Genomic DNA, 19282 nt, shown 5'->3' on the forward strand with positions numbered 1-19282 from the left:
AATTTGTAAGATAACTAGCATTTTGATCGATTATTGGGCTTCTTTTGTTAATTTACTGGCAACTTTCCATGGTTTTCTGGCAACTTCGATAAGGTTACTGGCAACTTTCTCCGTTTTCCGGCAACTTATCTATATGTTGCTGTTTAGTCCGGTACTTATGAGGAGAAATCTCCGTGATGTTTTTAAAGGCTCGATAAAAAGTAGAAAGCGACTCAAACCCAACCTCAAAACAAATCGAAGCAATATCTTTGTCCGTTTCTGCTAACATTTTCTTAGCTAGACCTACGCGCACTTCTGTTAAATATTGAATAGGGGTCATATAATAGGTTTCTTTGAAAATCGTATTCATATGTCTCGTACTAATTCCTAGCCGTGATGCCAAGTCTTCTGCATGGATCCAGTCAAAGTAATGGGAATCAATATAATCCTTTAGCCGCTCTGCCCGTAATGTATTTGCATCGACTTTTTCATTATTTTTGCCACCACGTGCGATTAACAGTAAAAGTTGTGACAAATATGTGCGTAAAGCTGTTTCCTGATGCAAACTGGCATGAGTCTGTTCATAAAGCATTGTCCGCAAAAGCTGGCGAATCTCACTGCTATTAAAAGGGTTTAAACTGATAAATTTAGATTCGTATAAAGTTTTCTCAAATAATTCTGTATTCGTTCCGTCTTTTATTCGTCTATCAAAAGCGAGCACTAAAACAGTTAATTTATGATCTGAGATAATTGCATGTGGTGTCAATGGTGTAATAAATGTTAGGTGATCCTGTTCAAGAAGATATTCTTTTCCATCTAGGATGATTTCACCTGTCCCTTCAAGCGCATAAAGTAGTTGATAGACTTGATGATGATGTTCTTCAATACGATCACCAGCATGATGCTTGCTTTCATATAGTTGTATACCGAATGGTTCGATTCGAATATCTTTTAACATGGAACTTCCTCCAGATTTCAGATTTTTTTGTTTTGTTTTATAGCATCTACTGCGAAAAATAGGAAGTTGTGATATATTGCTATTATATAGTATTGATTTTAAAAAAAGCAAAAAGTGAGGAGATTTGTCTTATGGATAACCAGATTTCCATTGTATTAGTTGGTATCGGCGGTTATGGAAATGTTTATTTAAAAAATTTATTTGAAAACAATTATGAAAACGTATTCTTGAAAGGTGCTGTTGACGTTGCTCCTGAACAATCGAGGTATTATCAGGAAATCAAGGATAAAAATATCCCAATCTATGATACGTTGGAGCAATTCTATCTAGATCATCAAGCTGACCTTGCTATTATATCAACACCTATCCATCTACATAAAGAACAAGCATGTCTTGCGATGGAAAAAGGCAGTCACGTACTTTGTGAAAAACCAGCAACAGCCAATCGCGAGCATTTGCAGGAAATGATTGAAACACGGGATCGTACCCAGAAAAAATTAGCCATCGGATTTAACTGGTCTTTTACTAAATCAATTCAATCATTAAAACAGGATATTTTAGCCGGAGAATTTGGTCGTCCGATCAGGATGAAAAGTCTAGTATTATGGCCGCGAAACGCTGACTATTTTAATCGCTCCGGCTGGGCAGGAAAAAAATATAGTCCAGACGGAGAAATGATTTTTGATAGTGTAGCCAATAATGCTACCGCTCATTTCTTGCATCATTTACTCTATTTATCTGGTGATTCTATTGAAACGAGTGTAGAAATCGATCAAATTTCGGCTGAACTATATCGTGCAAATCCAATTGAAACATTTGATACCTGTGCGATTCATATTCATACCAAAAACGATGTCGAAATGATTTATCTTGCTTCTCATGCAGTTGCTGATGAACATCGCCCGAAATATACGTTGGAGTTTGAAGATGCAACGATCACGTATCATCCAGAGGGAGAGCGCGGAGATATTGTAGCAAACTGGCATGACGGCAGAGAAAAAATATACGAAGATCCTGAAAATATTCATATCGTAAAATTAGAAGTTATGTTAGAAGCGCTCCGTAATGAAAAGCAAAGTATTTTGTGTGGACCGGAAGCAGCAAGCGCACATGTTAATGCTATTTATGGGATACATCAATCTGTAAAAGATATTCCTAAATTCCCTAAACATTGGATAGCTTATGACGAAGACCGAAAATTGACTACTGTTCAAGGGTTAGATGAGACACTAAAACAATGCTATAATCAGTTTTGTCTTCCCAATGATTTAGGTGTTGAATGGAGTAAGCCGGGGAAGATTGTGAAATTTTAAATAGACCTTAAGAAGCCATGGCATGGGTTTACCATGGCTTCTCTTATTTGGAATGAAGAAGTGAAGGGTGAAAACTTAAAACGGCTTCTACATTCTCGTTATACATCATTTCTTTGTAGCTATGGTAGAAAGGAATATCTGGATAATGGTAATGGACTATTCTTTTTATGGAAGGATCTTTATCAAAGATTGCAACTACATTTAAGTTTTGAATTAACCCATCATTGATAAAAGAGATATAATCATTAACTTCCTGATTCCAACCAACAATACCTAATCTTAATAATGCCATTCGTCAAAACTCCCTCTTTATAATACTTAGTAAGCGCTATCTCTTTAAGTAAGATAAATGAAGAGACTTATAATCATTCGCATTATGATAAATTTCAAGACGCTTTTTTCGGTAATCTCTTGGGGATATGCCAACCTTCTCCTTGAAGTATCGACTAAAGTGTGAAATATTTTCAAAACCACTCTCATACGCGATTTCTTGCACTGGTTTCTTTTCTTCTGCTTCTAGCAAATATTTAACTTGTTTCAGCCGGCACGCCATCACATATTCCATGATCGTATATCCTGTCATCTCTTTAAATACGTGCGATACATATGATTTATTTAAGCAAAGGTTGTACGCAATTTCTGAAATGGTAATTTTATCTTGAAAATGATGCTGAATATAGGATGCGATTTTTTCAGCATGCTCTGTTTTACTGCTAAATTCTTTACTGACATTTGAACAATCATCCCTAAAAAGGAAATTAATCCACACTAGCATTTGACCTAGCAAGAATTTCAGTTCCCATTCCTTCTCGGAGTACTTCATACTCTTACATCGATCAACACGATCCATCTTTTTAAAAATCTCTTCTATCTGTTGAATACTTTGCGTATTATTTGTACGAATTAGGTAATGGGAATGATGAAATACATTTAGTAATTCTATTGCCTTCATGGAATGTAAGACTGGTTCTATTACTTCTGGGATAAAATGAATATGACTTCTAATGTATTCACCCTCTTCTGGTATATTTGGTTTATGGAGAGCAAGTCCATCCATTAACAAAATATCTCCAGGTTGTAAATCATAGATTTGATTGTTAATAAGGTAACGACAAACGCCTTTGTGGAACATAAAAATTTCAAAATCTTCATGGGAATGTAGTTTTTGATGATCAGGATTTCCGCTTAATTGGTACTTTACGGAGAACAATTTATCCACTATTATTCTCACTCCTAAGCTATGTTAGTTTTATTTTATTGTATTATAAACCGAGATAAAATAGCTAGCAGTGGCAAATTTCATTTCAAATTTTGCTGTGAGTGTTTTCTTTTCATAAATGCTTGATTTTTAATTGTTTTGATGATATTAATGTAAACGTATAGTACCATACTAGACAATCTAGAATATCTCTATGTGACTTAACCGTGAAAGGAGGTATTTAATATCATTTATTGAAAGTGCTATCTTTTAAAAATTATATTAAGGATGTGTCTATTATGAGTAGAAAAAGGCTTTATTTTATTTCCATTTTAGTGTTAACAATTAGCTTTGTTTCAACTAATCTTTGGTTACCGCAAGTAAAAGCTACTTCACCAACTAGTGTTATTGAATGGGATGAAAATCGACAGCATATAGACGGATTTGGCGGATCAGGAGCTTTTCAGAAACCATCATATATTATGGAACTTCCAGAACCCCAAAGAACGAAAATTTTAGATATGATTTTTTCTCAAGAGAAAGGCATTGGATTATCCATGGTACGTAACTTAGTTGGAGATGGTGAAGCCGCCTCTACAATCCAACCTGAGCCTGGCAAATATGTGTGGGATGAGCCGGATTGGGAATTAAAGAAAGATGATTTTGACAAGGATCAAATTTGGTTTATGAGAGAGGCCGAAAAACGAGGAGTTACTACATTTTTTAGTTCTGTTTGGAGTCCTCCTGCTTGGATGAAGACAAACGATAGTGTAATTGGTACGGGAGAAGGAAAATTAAAGCGAGAAAATTATCAAGACTTCGCCAATTATCTAGCTGAATATGTGCTAGGCTATAAGGAACATTTTGATCTTGATATAACCTATATTTCGATTGCCAACGAACCCCATTATGGTCCAAGTTATTCGGGAGCAGTTTGGACACCAGAGGAAATGAATATATTTATTCGAGATTATCTTGGGCCTACCTTCGAAGAAAGGAATGTTCCGGCTAAAATTGTAATGCCTGAACATATGCATTTTACTGAGGAGTATGCACTTCCAGCACTAAATGATCCTGTTACGGTCGATTATATTGATGTAGTAGCTTCACACGCATATGGTATTGGCACTGAGGTCCCAGAATTTCCAGTATCAACAGAAAAAGGTAAAACGATTTGGCAAACAGAATATATGAACCAAGGGGAAGGCTTACAGTCTTATGAATTCAATACGATAAAAGATGGACTGCGCCACGCTAATTTGATCGGAGATATGTTTGATGTAACTGGGATTAGTGCATATTTCTGGTGGTGGCCTGCTGCTGTTAACGGTGCAGATGGTTCTGATTTAATACGTTTGACCACAGATGAAAACGAGAAAGTAAATGGAATGTTTAGAGTTTTTAAGCGGTATTATGCAATTGGTAACTACAGCCGCTTTATTCGTCCTGGGTATATGATGATCGGATCAGACAAATCTCCTGTTGAAGGTGTACAGATCTCTGCATATAAGGATCCGGAAACAAATAATTTTAGTATCGTTGCTGTCAATAATAATGATACAAATCAAACCATCACATTAAAACTAGATCAGTTCCCTGAAAAAATAAAAGAACTTGTCCCATATCGGACATCAGGTAACGAAAACTTGAAAAAATTAGACAATGTGAAGGTTACGAATAACGGTAAATCTATTACGGTGAATTTACGTAGTAATAGTGTAACCACTTTTATTCCAAAAGATTATGAGCTTCCAGCATTTGAAGATATGAAGGATGTCTTTTCAAGTTATGAGGCAGAAGAAAATGACGGTCAATCGAAAGGTATTCCTAAAAGTAAGGAAAAAACATACATTAAGCATGTTAGAAACGGCGACTATATCAAGTATGAAAATATAAATTTTGCAGATGGTACAGCTAATGGCCAACCTGGAATGGAACATATTTTATCAATGGATGCTTCTGTGAGGCCAATAAACGGAGGATTGATTGAAATTCGACTTGATGATCCAGTAGACGGACCGGTCGTAGGGGAAATGTCCGTTTCAACTGATAACTCTAATAAATGGGAAACAGTTTCGACCATGATTGATACAAATCCATCTGATGGTGCGTATGGTTTCCATGACATGTACCTTGTATTTAAAGGAGATAGCAGAAAAAAGCTTTTTGCTATAGATAAATTTACTTTCAATGATGGAATTGAAGAACCTATCGAACTGGAAAAGTTTTTGTTTGATTATGAAGATGGCACAACGAATGGCTGGAAAGGTAGAGGGGGATCAGAAATATTAGAAGCTACACAAGTAGAGAAGCAATCTGGTGAATTTAGTTTAAAAACAACTAATCGGACTTCCTCTTGGCACGGACCTTCTATTGATATTACAGATATGGTTGTAAAAGGAGAAGAATACGAATTCTCAGCCTATTTCCGTTTCGTTGATGCACCTGAAACTCCTAGTACGGTCAAATTCATGCTTGAAATAACAGATTTCGGAGGCACAACTTATTTACCACTTGAGGAGATAGAAACCAATAACGGTGAATGGCTCCCATTAACAGGAAACTATATGATCAGTCAGGAAATTTCTTCCTTGAAATTATATGTTGAAACTTCCAATCCTGAAGATTCATTTTATATCGATAATGTTATAATTGATCCAATAAACTAATCTTTCAATCTAATATGAAACCTAATCCCCTGTCTTATCCAGTGATGACAGGGGATTCTTATATTACATATTTATCTTCATTTTTTCTAAGCTAGACATAATTTCCTCTACAGACTTACCTAAGTTAGATTCCACCGCTGCAATATAAGAACCTTCTACAACTGGAATATCCTCAGCGATACGAATACTCGAAGACTCCAGCAATTCTAGCGCCATTTCTGCATTCATTTTTGCACTACCCAGATCGTAAAAGATAATAGCGCCACTATCACTTACAGCTTGTTCAATGGCTTCTTGGATTTTTTCAATACTGGTACCAATTTCATTATCCTCTGTTCCACATGCCAGCGAAAGTGGCACATCATCAATAACTTGATCAATCAACGCCTTGATTCCTTGACCAATTGAATAACTGTGGGAAACAATAATAATTCCTACCTTTTGTGACATCTCTATTCCTCCAAATCGAGTACTTCGGCTAGAGCTTCAAAAATATAAAAAGAGGACATCGAACCAGGATCTACATGTCCTTTGGAACGTTCTTTGAGATAGGAAGCTCGGCCTTTCGTTGCAGCCATTTCTCGTGTGTCCTCAATCGTTGCCTGACAAACTTCTAGTATACCGTACCAATCTTTTACATCTTCTTCTTGTAAAAAATTCGCCACTTGCTTCCATACATCATACATGGTTTTCTCGCCGAAATCTGCTTTACCGCGAGCTTGTAGCCCTTCAACTGCATCATTTATCGCTTGTTTAAAGACGTCCTGATCTACTTCTTTCCCTTGCATTGCCAAAGACATTTTGAGAAAAGCAGTTCCATATAGCGGACCTGATGCCCCACCAACTTTCGCCATTAAAGTCATTGCAGCACTTTTGAGGACATCCGCTACGGAATCATATGTCGTATGATTAACTTTTGCAACAACTTCATGGAATCCACGCGCCATATTAATCCCGTGATCCCCATCTCCGATCGCTTGATCTAGTTCTGTTAATTGATCTTTATGATCAAACATTCTTTTTTGAATTTCTTTCATCCAATCCTTTGCTTTATCAACCGTTAATATAATCATCCAATTCTCCTTTTACACGTGAAATGCAATTGTTTTGACATCTTGAACTAATAGATTTTTTAATTCGCTATCTAATTTTAATAAGGTTATCGAAAATCCTGCCATATCAAGTGATGTCATATATTCCCCTACCCAAGTTTTGTACAGTGTAATCTCTTTTTCCTTTAAAAGATCCGATACCTTTCTATTCACAATATGTAACTCCATTTCAGGTGTTGCCCCTAAACCGTTCACCATTAAGGCAACTTCTGCTTTTACATAATTGATATCTGCTAGAACCTTGTCAACCAGAATGGTGGCAATATTATCCGCTTTCTCCAATGGTACTCGTTCTATCCCTGGCTCACCATGGATACCAATACCAATTTCCATCTCATTATCCGCTAATGTAAAGCTTGGTTTTCCAGCAGCAGGTACAGTACATGATGATAATGCCACCCCCATAGATCGAACATTTGCAATCGTTTTTTCAGCGACAGCTTTTACTTCTTCTAATGATGCTCCCGTATCTGCCTTAGCACCAGCTATTTTATGAACAAACACAGTGCCAGCTATTCCCCTTCTTCCCACTGTAAAAGTACTATCTTCCACAGCGACATCGTCATTAACAATGACACTGTCTACTTTTATTCCTTCCATTTCCGCCATCTCTTGTGCCATTTCAAAATTCATGACATCGCCCGTATAATTCTTGATAATTAAGAGAACGCCATTGCCACTGTCTACCGCTTTAATCGCTTCGATAATTTGGTCAGGAGTTGGAGACGTGAAGACCTCCCCTGCTACGGCTACATCTAACATACCTTTTCCTACAAATCCAGCATGTGCTGGCTCATGACCACTTCCGCCACCACTTACAATACCAACTTTCCCCTGTACCGGCGCATCACTTCTCGAAATGACAGTTGTCCCTGGAAGCCTTTTCAAAAAGGTCGGATAAGCTTCCACTAATCCATCTAACATTTCATCCACGACATGATTGGCATCATTTATCACTTTTTTCATTTACCTATCACCTCTTTTTATTTATTTTTATCATAGCGGAAATCAATTGGTTTTTCCAGTTTTTAGACAATAAAGATATAATGGACTCAGCATGTTAGACTAAGTCCACTATTTCCCTTATTTTTTAGTTGGATGTACAGCTTCGTATGATAATAGTTCCAGTTCCTCTGTATAAGCTTGTTTTGTTTGATCGGACCAATTAAAGATCTGCTGCATCTCACTAATGACCGCTTCTTTCTCTTTTCTAACCCAGTTAATATCGAAGAAAAGTGCACCTGTTCTGCGAATAAAAAAGTCAACTGGTTTACAAGTCGCTTCATGCTCGATGCTATATTGAAGCATAGCATATGTTACAGGTGCAAGAGAATTATCATTGGTTAAAGCTTGTTGATAGTAATCATAAACAATCGGAATATTAGAGCCATAACGCTGTACAAGCATTCTAGCCTCTTCTGTAGATAATCCTAATTCTACCCCTTTGGCGATTTGTTTTTTCATATATGCTTTAAAACCTGTTGATCCACCAACATCACCACCTGATATGGGTAAATGCTTTGTATCACTTGGATAAAAGACTTTTTTCTCAGCTTGAACCATTTTATCTCGAATGACATTTACTACATGTTCCGCCATTTTTCGATAACCAGTTAATTTACCTCCGGCAATCGAAATAAGACCAGAATCTGATTCAAAAATCTCATCCTTACGTGAAATTTCGGAAGGATCTTTTCCCTCTTCATGAATTAATGGGCGTAATCCTGCCCAACTAGATTCAACATCATCAGCTGTAATCTTCTGATCAGGAAACATAAACGCAATTGCGTTTAATACATAATCTCTGTCTGCCACGGTCATTGTCGGGTGTGCGATATTTCCTTGGTAGACAGTATCTGTAGTTCCTACATATGTTTTACCGTCCCGTGGAATTGCAAAAACCATTCGACCATCAGGTGTATCGAAATAGATCGCTTGCTTTAAAGGGAACCGTGATTGATCAAAGACAAGGTGGATCCCTTTCGTCAATTGCAATGTTTTTCCTCGTTTCGAGTGATCTTTCTCACGAATGGTATCTACCCATGGACCAGCCGCATTGATAATATATTTTGCTTTTATTTCGTGTACTTCATCTGTTAATTGATCTGCTACTTCTACACCAATGACACGGTCGTTTTCATAAAGGAGATTCGATACTTTTGCATAGTTTAAGGCAAGAGCTCCTTTCTCCACTGCTTTCTTCATTACTTCCATCGTTAGTCTTGCATCATCGGTACGATATTCGACATAATATCCTGCACCTTTAAGTCCTTCAGCTTTCAATAACGGTTCACGTTGAATAGCTTCTTCCCGGTTGAGCATTTTTCGACGTTCCGATTTTTTGACCCCGGCAAGGAAATCGTACACTCGCAATCCGATATTAGTTGAAAAAGGACCAAACGTCCCGTCTTGATAGAATGGAAGCATCATCCATTCCGGTGTTGTCACATGAGGGCCATTTTCATAGACTATTTCTCTTTCCTTCCCAACTTCAGCAACCATTTTCACTTCAAATTGTTTTAAATAACGTAACCCACCGTGGACAAGCTTGGTAGATCTGCTTGAAGTACCAGCTGCAAAATCCTGCATATCGACAACGGCCACTTTCAACCCTCGTAAGACAGCATCAAGAGCAATTCCTGCACCTGTAATACCGCCACCTATTATGATCATATCCAATGAATTATGTTTCATTTGATCATACATATTAGTGCGATTTTTGCTTGAAAAAGTCATAGATTTCTCCCCTTTAAATTCTGACAATCAATTGTTGCTCGTTTTTGGTTACAATAATAATTTTATAACGATGCTTATCGTCCATAAGACTTCTGCTACTGGAAGGCTCACTTTATTTCTTTTATTTAAAAAGTCTGGTTGCTTCTACAGCTTTTTTCCAGCCTTTATATAGATCGTGTCGCGTTTGACTGTCCATCTCACTATTGAATTGTTTATCTACTTTCCATTGACCGCTAATATTGTCTCTACTCTCCCAGTAACCAACTGCTAAACCTGCTAAATAAGCTGCTCCCAAGGCAGTTGTTTCAATTACTTCTGGTCTTTCTACTGGAACATCCAATAAGTCACTCTGGAACTGCATCAAGAAATTATTAGCAACAGCACCACCATCAACGCGTAACGATTTCACATCGATATTTGAATCCTCAATCATTGCACCAAGTACATCCTTAGTCTGATATGCAATCGACTCTAATGTGGCACGGATGAAGTGTTCTTTTGTAGTTCCTCTCGTTAAACCGAATACGGCACCACGAGCATCACTATCCCAATATGGGGTACCTAATCCTACAAATGCCGGTACTAGATAAACACCATCGGCAGATTCCACTCTTTCAGCATATTTTTCCGTTTCTTCTGCGTTTTTAAACATCCGTAAGCCATCACGTAACCATTGCACAGCACTTCCGGCAACAAATATACTGCCTTCCAGCGCATATTCTACCTTTCCATCGACACCACAAGCTAATGTAGTTAATAAGCCATGATCGGATCGAACAGGTTCTTCACCAGTGTGCATCAGCATAAAGCAACCCGTTCCATACGTATTTTTCACCATTCCTTTTTCAAAGCATGCCTGACCGAATAATGCTGCTTGCTGATCTCCTGCAGCACCAGCGATTGGAACATTTTGACCAAAGAAATGATAATCGACCGTTTCACCATATATTTCTGACGATGATTTTACTTCTGGAAGCATGCTTTTTGGCACACCTAATATATCTAATAATTCTTCATCCCATTTCAAATCATAAATGTTGTACATTAAGGTACGAGAAGCATTGGAATAATCTGTTACATGTGCTTTACCGCCAGTTAACTTGTAAATCAACCATGTATCGATGGTTCCAAAAAGCAGCTTACCCTGTTCTGCTTTTTCACGTGCTCCCTCTACATGATCTAGAATCCATTTTACCTTTGTTCCAGAGAAATAAGCGTCAATCAATAGACCTGTTTTCTGACGGAAGGTATCCTGGTAACCTGCTTCACGTAATTCCCTGCAAATATCTTCTGTCTGGCGAGACTGCCACACAATTGCTTTATAAATAGGCTTACCTGTTTCTTTATCCCAAACAACTGCTGTTTCACGTTGATTGGTAATACCGATCCCGGCAATTTGAGATGCTTCGATATCTGCTTTTCTTAAGGCTTCTGCAATACATGCTAAAATAGAAGTCCAAATTTCATTAGCATCATGCTCAACCCAGCCAGACTTCGGAAAAAATTGTTGAAACTCCTGTTGCCCTACTTCCACAATTTCTCCTTTCTGGTTAAAAATAATTGCTCTTGAACTGGTTGTTCCCTGATCAATTGATAAAATATACTTTTCCATTATACTTCCTCCCCAAAATGTATTTATCACGGCGTTAACCGTTCTTAAGCCCTAGCTGATGGAAGTCTCATTTTATCTTTTAAACTGCTTCCTTTTCAGAAGAGCTGTTGGATGACTTAATTGGCCCATTATGCTTTTTCAACTCTGCAGTTAACGCTACTCCTAATATAACTACCATCACAATCGACATGATCCAAAATAAAAGCGTGATGTCACCAACAAAGATAGCGTTATAAAAAACTGCTCCATAAACCCCACCGATAATCGGACCTATTACCGGTATTAAAGCATAACCCCAATCGGAATCTCCCTTTCCAATAATCGGCAAAACAGCATGAGCAATTCGGGGGCCTAAGTCTCTGGCCGGATTAATCGCATAACCCGTTGTTCCCCCCAGTGACATCCCGATTGCTACAATTAACAAACCTACTATGGCAGGATTTAGCCCTTCCGTAAATTGATTGGCACCGATAAATAACAGCCCCATAATTAATACGAAGGTACCAATTATTTCACTGACTAAATTGGAAGGTTTACTTTTTACGGCAGGGTCTGTAGAAAATACTGCTAACTTAGCCCCTTTATCTTCTGTTTCCTTCCAGTGCGGTAAGTATTGAAAGAAGACAATGACCGCTCCAATAAATGCACCGATCAATTGCGCCCCAACATACATCGGAACTTTTGCCCATGGGAATTCACCAATTGAAGCAAAACCTATAGTTACAGCAGGGTTGATATGTGCTCCAGAGACATTTCCTACGGCATAAACTCCCATCGCAACAGCTAGCCCCCAGCCTATTGAAATGACGACCCAACCTGCACCTTCTGCTTTTGATTTCTTCAAAACCACACCACCGACAACACCGCCTCCAAAGATAATCAGAATCATCGTTCCTATCAACTCAGCTAAAAACTCTGACAAAATGATCCACCCCTTATTTTTAATAAGTTCCATCTTCAACAAGAGATGCACGTGCAGTGCCAGAAAAAAAGCCCACACAGCCTTTTACGCACCACTTCCTAGGAAAGTGCGCAAAATTGCTGTGTGGACTCCTTATCTCCGACACATTTTTTAACTTGTTAACTATAACGATACACCTAAAGTAAAGCGCTGTCAATGATTTTCTTTTCCAAAATTTTGCTCATTTGTGTTAACTTTTCAATAGAATCGTAATATTTACGATTAATCATGTCCATATCACGGGGTTTAACTACATTTAAATATCCAGTACGAATTGATGGTGATTCTGACTAATTTGACCATTTATTTTCACTTTTCTTTCTTCCACTTTCGGTAAATAGAAGGTTATTTTGTCATATGGCAGTTGATATTCTCCAACTACTTCTGTGTTAATATCTATAAATTCACCATTACATGCCATCTTAATTTTGATATACGTATATTCCCCGTCTTTATAGTTGTTTGTCTGACCATCATCTTCATATATATATTCTTCCGATACCCCACTCTTTTCATATGGGAAAAGGAGTACACCTCTCTCTTCTTCGGTATTGGAGAAGCTTATCTCTCCGTCTCGAATTGGAATGATGGCTCCTGCTTGAGCAAACATAGGAATCGTATCTAATGGCGCTTCATTCGTTAAGCTGATTCCGCCATGATAGAATGTATCTGAATTAATATCGTACCAACCATATTCGTTATCTGGTAAATAAACATCGCGATGACGTGCCCCCTCTTCTACCACATTACAAATCAACAATTGATCTCCTACGATAAAATCATCATTTTCTTCAAATGCTTTTTTATCATGATCAAACTGATAGAACGTAGGAGTTAAAATGGGTTTGTAATCTTTGTGTGCCTTATGCAATGCGTTATAGAAGAATGGAATCCATTTAACACGCTCTTTCATTAAGCCTCTTATGAGATCCAAATATTCTGGATACATCCAGGGAACATTTACTGTCTTATCTTCATTCCAAGAATGAATAGTAAAGCGCGGATGGAAAATTCCATTTTGTATCCAACGAATAAACAATTCAGGATCAGGAGCTTTACCTGAAAAACCTCCTACATCATGCCCAAAGTTATATACACCACTCATGCTTAGACTTAGTCCCATTTTAATATTGAAGCGGATTGTTTTCCATTCTGTAAAATTATCCCCTGACCATGTTTGCACATATTTCTGCATGCCTGCCGCTCCAGAGCGGGAAATTAGATAAGGACGTATTTCTGGATAGAATTCACGCTGAGCTTCATAAGATGCTTTCATCATTAACATTGTTTGTATTGGCTTTATATAGCTCACAGGAATCTGTTCTCCAAAGCCATTTGCTTTAGCTTGTTCATCCCATATCTCATACTCATTATTGTCATTCCAAGTAGAATCGATACCATAGGATAGTAATTGTTCTTTTATTTTATCTTTCCACCAGTTAAATGTTTCGTAATTGGTAAAATCCAAGTAAGAGCCGACATCATCCCAGAACTGAGAAATTTCTGGTTCATTCAAATCTTTAGACATAATAAAATAATTGTTATCAGCTAAGTCGTTATATAAGGGATGATCTTTTAATAATGCCGGTTTAATATTGGCACATAGCTTAATACCATTTTCCTGAAAGTTTTTGATCATATCTTCAGGTGAAGGGATTTTGGAATAATCCCAATTAAAAACGTAACGCTTATCTCCTATACTTGTATAACCAGATGAGAGCTGGAATGAATCACAAGGTATATCATATTCTTTACAGGATTCTACAAACTTTTTCAGCTGTTCCTGTGCGTTCGGTGCATCAGTATAAGTCATCGTTGAGCCTGAATATCCCAAACTCCACTTTGGAGGCATGATTGTTTTGCCCGTTAACCTTGAAAATGTCTCTACGACATCTTTTATTCGTGGGCCTAACATAAAATAATAATCCAAATTTCCTTTACTCGCGTGATAATACCGATATAAACCATGATAATTATCAAGTTCATTTCCTAAATCGAAAATAGCATCACTGTAATTATCATAATATAAACCATAAGCAATTTCCGTATGATCATTGTAGGTAATATAGTAAGGGATATGCTTATACAATGGATCAGTATACTCAGCATCATACCCCATTGCATCTATCGTCTTCATTCGATACCGTTTACCAACTTTATTTAAATGGCCGCCTTTTTCACCGAGTCCGTAATAATAATCATTCGGATTTCTCTCCATATAATGATAAACACCAGTACCTAAGTTTTGATTAAAGTTGTAATTTTGTGTCTTTCTATCGTTAGCAATATTGATCCAGTTTTCTTTCACTTTTGCAAACCAATGAAACTTCAAGCCAGTTAAATCAATTACAACTCTTAATTTACTTGTAAAAATCTCTATCTCATTTTCAGTCTCCTGAAGCTGGAATTTAGGTAAACTAAATGGTGATAAGTCTGATTTATCTCTTCCCTCTTTAGCCACATCCTCTGCTTCTGGTGTAATGGTCCACGTTCTATTTAGTAATGGATGCCGCTCTTCAGGAATATATACTCTAAAAACGTCATCTTCTAAAATATATACATATGCAATTGTATCTTCTCCACGTAAAATAACGGTATTATTCTCTACTGTTCCCAATTTGAAATTAATATCTTTTATCATAACTAAACCTCGCTTCTAAAATTTACATCAAACCAAATAACCTAGGTATAAATAAACTTATCCATTCAAAATAAGTGACTAATAATAAGGCAATAACCAATGGTATATACAATTTAATCAATGGTCTTACTACCGATTCTATCGAAACACCGGCAACACTACTACCAACAAATAACGCACTTCCCACCGGTGGAGTTGTTATGCCAATACAAAGGTTAAAAACTAAAATTACTCCAAAATGAACAGGATCTACACCTATATTGGTAACAATAGGAAGAAATATTGGAGTAAAGATTAGAATCGCTGGTGTAATATCCATAAAAATTCCTACTGCTAGCAGGATGATATTCATTAACAGAAGGATGATAATTGGATTCTCAGATATGGATAACAAGATATTGGTAATTTGCTGCGGAATACCTGCATAAGCCATTACCCATGACATAATAGAAGAAGCTCCAACCAGGAACAATACAATACCTGTCATTACAATCGATTCTTTTAAAATCCCTGGAATCTGTGAAATTTTGATTTGACGATAGAAAGCTGCCAGAATAGCAGAATATAATACCGCAACTGCAGCACCTTCTGTAGCAGTGAAAATCCCAGCAACAATACCGCCAATTACGACTACGATTAGAGAAAGACTTGGAATAGCATCTAATACAACACGTACTCCCTGTTTAAAGGTAACCTTTTCAGATACAGGATATTTTTCCTTTTTCGCAATAAAGTATGCTACAACCATTATCGCTAACCCCATTAAAATACCAGGTAAATATCCAGCCATAAACAATGCCGATATGGATGTACCTCCACTCACTAAGGAATAAACAATGAATGCTGTGGTAGGTGGGATTAATAAGCCAGTTGGTGCTGAAGCTATATTTACTGCTGCAGAGAAAGAAGGATCATATTTTTCCTTTTTTTGCAATGGATTCATAACACTTCCGATAGCTGCTGCCGATGCAACAGCTGAACCAGAAATAGATCCAAATAACATGTTACCTACTACATTCGTATGAGCTAAAGACCCAGGCATTCGCCCAACAAAAAGCTTAGCCAAATTAATCAAACGGATAGCAATTCCACCATTATTCATGATACTACCAGATAACATAAAAAAGATGATGGCTAGTAATGTGAAGCTATCTATACCTTGAAACAGTTTTTGGGCTGCTGTAAATGAAATCATATCTAAAGGAACTAAGGTTAATGCAGCTAATAGCGATGAAATTCCAATTCCTATTGATATCGGTACACCTATGACTAATAATACAAAAAAAGAACCAAATAAAATGATTGTTGCCAGTAAACTTGCATCCACCTTATTCACCTTCTTTCTGAATGATTTTTTTATAACTGTTAATTCCTAGTAGTTTATACAAAATAATAAGCACGCCACTTATTGGTAATATGGAATAAACTAGCCCTTTTGGCACACCTAAAATAGGAGTAGTTTGAGACATTGTCATATCAACTGCTTCCATACCGCCTTTTAATAATATAACCACTGCGAAAAAAACTACGAAGATATCATTAATCACAGTAATAATTAGCCCTTTCATTCCGGTTAATTTATTGGTAATAAAAGTTAATGCTAAATGCTTATTCGCTCCAAACGCATAGCATGCTCCTAATAAAGAAGTCCACACTAATAAAAACCCTAATAATTCATTAGTGAAAGTACTAGGATCCTTTAAAACATAGCGTGTAAAAACTTGCCACAAGGCTCCTAGTACTAATATAACCAGTAATGAGGAAGCTACAAATATAATGCCGCGGTCCAACATCTTTTTTATTTTATCTACCATCATGAAGTAACTTCTCCTTCTTTATCCTGATTTAGAAATATCTTAATGATAATGGCGGTCTCATAAGGTTTAATATAATTTATAGAAATTTCACGAAATGCGTCTATCTTCATTTCGTTTGTACTGTAACCTTATGAGACTGCCCAATATCATCATCTATTCATCAAGTTCGTTAATTGCGTTAATAATTTCAGCTAATCTGTCATCTTCTTTATATTCTTCATGTAATGGTTGTACTAATTCGATAAATGGCTCTTTGTTCACTTCGTTAAATTCTACACCCATCTCTTCAGCTTCGGTTACAGCTTCTTCAATCGCTTGATTCCATAATTCCGTGTGCTCTTCTCTTGTTTCATTTGCAGCCTCTTTAAAAATTTCTTTTTCTTCATCTGAAAGGCTACTCCATAATTCAGTACTAACAACTAATATATCCGGTATATTCGTATGTTCTGTATATGAGAAGTTTTTAGCTACTTCACCATGCTGACCAGTAGTCAGTGCAGTCGGATTACTCTCTGCACCATCAATTACCCCTTGTTGTAAGGAAGTATAAATTTCATTATAGCCTAATGGTGTCGGTGTACCACCTAAAAGATCAACCATATCAATCGCAGTTTGACTGTCCATCACTCGAATATTCAAACCTTCTAAGTCTTCTGGGGTTTCAATCGGTGTATCTACAGTATAGAAACTTCGGGCGCCAGAATCAAAATAAGAAACACCTACAAAGCCCTTATCTTCAGTCGATTGATATATTTCTTGTACTATATCAGACTCCATTACACTTCTATAATGTGTATCACTTGTGAAAATATAAGGTAATGAAAATACAGCGTATTCATTTGAGAAAGATTCTAACGCACCAGCGCTTACTTTCGTCATGTCAACACTACCGTTCTGTACTTGTTCTAACACTTCTGATTCACTACCTAAAACACCATTTGGAAATACTTCAAACGTAATATTACCGTCTGTCTTTTCTTCTACACTGTCAACAAAAGTAGTTAGTGCCTGATGAATTGGATGATCCTCACTTAAGTTATGCGCTAACTTTAGTTCTTTAGATTCTGTACCTGATGCGGAATCATTATCATCTGACTCGTTATTACCACATGCTGCTAGTATTCCTAATATCAAAAACATAATTCCTAGCTTTTTCATTATTTACCCTCCTATATTGTCTTCTTGTTGTTATTTAACAAAACTTCATTTAATAAATTAATAAATTAATTATGGAAAAAAGATCCAGAAGCAACAAAAAAAGATCCATCACTAAACTCAGGTACGCGTTTTCAAAAAGCCTAAAACGCCATACCTTAAATAGCTTGGATCTCCGTTTCTCCACAATAATATTATTAACTTATGGATAAATCATATATTATTACTAAAACGCTGTCAACGATAATTTTACGGTCAATCTTAAAAAAACGATAGATTTGATAGTTTAAAACTACCGTTTTCGAATCTTGACTTATAGTTGAAAAAGATCTTTATTTGAAGTAGTAATTGCTACCGCACCACATTTCAGAGCATTTCTAATATCTTCTTCTTTTCTAATTAAGCCACCAGCTATCACAGGAATACCAGTTTGTTCAATAATATCACTTATTACAGACGGGATAATTCCCGGTAATACCTCGATATAATCAGGTTTTGTTTTTTCTATGAGCTCAATATTCTTTTCAATCGCCGAACTATCAATCGCAAATAGACGTTGAATAGCTACTATATCACTTTTCTTAGCCATGGATATTACATTTGCTCTAGTAGAAATAATTCCATCGACTTTTACTTGTCTTATTAAAAATTCCATACCGTACTGATCAACTTTTAAACCATTTATTAGATCTGCATGGACGAAAACCTTTTTATTAAACTTTTTAGCGTATTGAACAATTTGAGGTAATTGAGCAATTCTAGTTTCCAATATAATAAATAATTCATGATCACTGTTTAAAATATAATCAAAGTCCTTCATTTTCCGAATTGCAGGTAGAACCCCTTCGAGTTTCATATTTTTACCCCCTTTTCCTTTAATGATTTGCGAATTTCTTTCATTTAGCATAAACTTATTATAGAAATAGACTCAACTATTATACATAAAAAACGTGGATTTTCAGACAATTACGACAATAAAGAAAAATCATTATTCATTTTGTCAAAATCATGTTATCATAATAGATGTGTCTATTTTATATACTATTTTCATTTATTTCTCTGACGATTCTTAAGGCAGTGTGGAATCGCTCGTCCAGTTTAAGTCCTCTAACCAATTCCAGCCAACTATCA

At 36.6% G+C, this 19282-nt stretch carries 16 protein-coding genes; 2 read left to right on the forward strand and 14 right to left on the reverse strand.

From position 1 onward, the window contains the following. Nucleotides 1-94: 94 nt before the first annotated feature. Nucleotides 95-937, reverse strand: coding sequence for a helix-turn-helix transcriptional regulator (locus J5J03_RS04770; protein WP_208586652.1), 843 nt, complete (start codon nt 935-937; stop codon nt 95-97). A 131-nt stretch (nt 938-1068) separates the two neighbouring features. On the opposite strand from J5J03_RS04770, the gene J5J03_RS04775 reads away from it, so the two are divergent. Beyond that, nucleotides 1069-2250, forward strand: a complete 1182-nt coding sequence (locus tag J5J03_RS04775; RefSeq protein ID WP_208586654.1) for a Gfo/Idh/MocA family protein — start codon at nt 1069-1071, stop codon at nt 2248-2250. A gap of 43 nt (nt 2251-2293) precedes the next feature. Here J5J03_RS04775 and J5J03_RS04780 read toward each other — a convergent pair whose 3' ends face one another. Together J5J03_RS04780 and J5J03_RS04785 are read right to left on the reverse strand one after the other, a co-directional pair. Then, nucleotides 2294-2542: a hypothetical protein gene (locus tag J5J03_RS04780; protein ID WP_208586656.1), complete on the reverse strand. Its 249-nt coding sequence runs from the start codon at nt 2540-2542 to the stop codon at nt 2294-2296. Between the two features lie 36 nt (nt 2543-2578). Continuing rightward, nucleotides 2579-3469 (reverse strand): helix-turn-helix domain-containing protein, encoded by an 891-nt coding sequence (locus tag J5J03_RS04785; RefSeq protein WP_208586658.1) that lies wholly within the window; start codon nt 3467-3469, stop codon nt 2579-2581. Nucleotides 3470-3747: 278 nt separating this feature from the next. Here J5J03_RS04785 and J5J03_RS04790 point away from each other — a divergent pair, with 278 nt between their 5' ends. Continuing rightward, nucleotides 3748-6117 carry a carbohydrate binding domain-containing protein gene (locus J5J03_RS04790; RefSeq protein WP_208586668.1) on the forward strand — a complete coding sequence of 790 codons (2370 nt, stop codon included), beginning with the start codon at nt 3748-3750 and terminating at the stop codon, nt 6115-6117. Between the two features lie 63 nt (nt 6118-6180). On the opposite strand, the gene dhaM is transcribed toward J5J03_RS04790, so the two are convergent. From dhaM to J5J03_RS04845, 11 genes are all read right to left on the reverse strand, one after another. Beyond that, nucleotides 6181-6567, reverse strand: coding sequence for a dihydroxyacetone kinase phosphoryl donor subunit DhaM (dhaM, locus tag J5J03_RS04795; RefSeq protein ID WP_208586670.1), 387 nt, complete (start codon nt 6565-6567; stop codon nt 6181-6183). Nucleotides 6568-6569: 2 nt separating this feature from the next. Then, nucleotides 6570-7190, reverse strand: a complete 621-nt coding sequence (gene dhaL, locus J5J03_RS04800; protein ID WP_208586673.1) for a dihydroxyacetone kinase subunit DhaL — start codon at nt 7188-7190, stop codon at nt 6570-6572. 12 nt (nt 7191-7202) lie between these two features. Continuing rightward, a complete protein-coding gene (gene dhaK / locus J5J03_RS04805) occupies nt 7203-8195 on the reverse strand; it encodes a dihydroxyacetone kinase subunit DhaK (protein WP_208586675.1) in 993 nt (330 codons plus the stop codon). Between the two features lie 117 nt (nt 8196-8312). Further along, complete coding sequence (locus tag J5J03_RS04810; RefSeq protein ID WP_208586677.1) at nt 8313-9965, reverse strand: glycerol-3-phosphate dehydrogenase/oxidase; 1653 nt, start codon at nt 9963-9965, stop codon at nt 8313-8315. A gap of 121 nt (nt 9966-10086) precedes the next feature. Beyond that, complete coding sequence (gene glpK / locus J5J03_RS04815; RefSeq protein WP_208586685.1) at nt 10087-11577, reverse strand: glycerol kinase GlpK; 1491 nt, start codon at nt 11575-11577, stop codon at nt 10087-10089. 79 nt (nt 11578-11656) lie between these two features. Continuing rightward, nucleotides 11657-12499 (reverse strand): MIP/aquaporin family protein, encoded by an 843-nt coding sequence (locus tag J5J03_RS04820; protein ID WP_208586687.1) that lies wholly within the window; start codon nt 12497-12499, stop codon nt 11657-11659. Between the two features lie 295 nt (nt 12500-12794). Then, nucleotides 12795-15179 (reverse strand): glycoside hydrolase family 31 protein, encoded by a 2385-nt coding sequence (locus J5J03_RS04825; protein WP_208586694.1) that lies wholly within the window; start codon nt 15177-15179, stop codon nt 12795-12797. 22 nt (nt 15180-15201) lie between these two features. Beyond that, complete coding sequence (locus J5J03_RS04830) at nt 15202-16506, reverse strand: TRAP transporter large permease (RefSeq protein ID WP_208586696.1); 1305 nt, start codon at nt 16504-16506, stop codon at nt 15202-15204. Between the two features lies 1 nt (nt 16507). After that, the gene (locus J5J03_RS04835; protein ID WP_231710604.1) at nt 16508-16996 is read right to left on the reverse strand and encodes a TRAP transporter small permease; all 489 of its coding nucleotides are present in this window, start codon (nt 16994-16996) and stop codon (nt 16508-16510) included. 153 nt (nt 16997-17149) lie between these two features. Then, entirely contained in the window at nt 17150-18154 is a 1005-nt protein-coding gene (locus J5J03_RS04840; protein ID WP_208586698.1) for a TRAP transporter substrate-binding protein, read from the reverse strand. Between the two features lie 310 nt (nt 18155-18464). Beyond that, nucleotides 18465-19007 (reverse strand): glycerol-3-phosphate responsive antiterminator, encoded by a 543-nt coding sequence (locus J5J03_RS04845; protein ID WP_208586700.1) that lies wholly within the window; start codon nt 19005-19007, stop codon nt 18465-18467. Between the last annotated feature and the right edge of the window lie 275 nt (nt 19008-19282).

The sequence above is a fragment of the Gracilibacillus suaedae genome (genome assembly GCF_017599345.1).
GTDB lineage: Bacteria > Bacillota > Bacilli > Bacillales > Amphibacillaceae > Gracilibacillus > Gracilibacillus suaedae.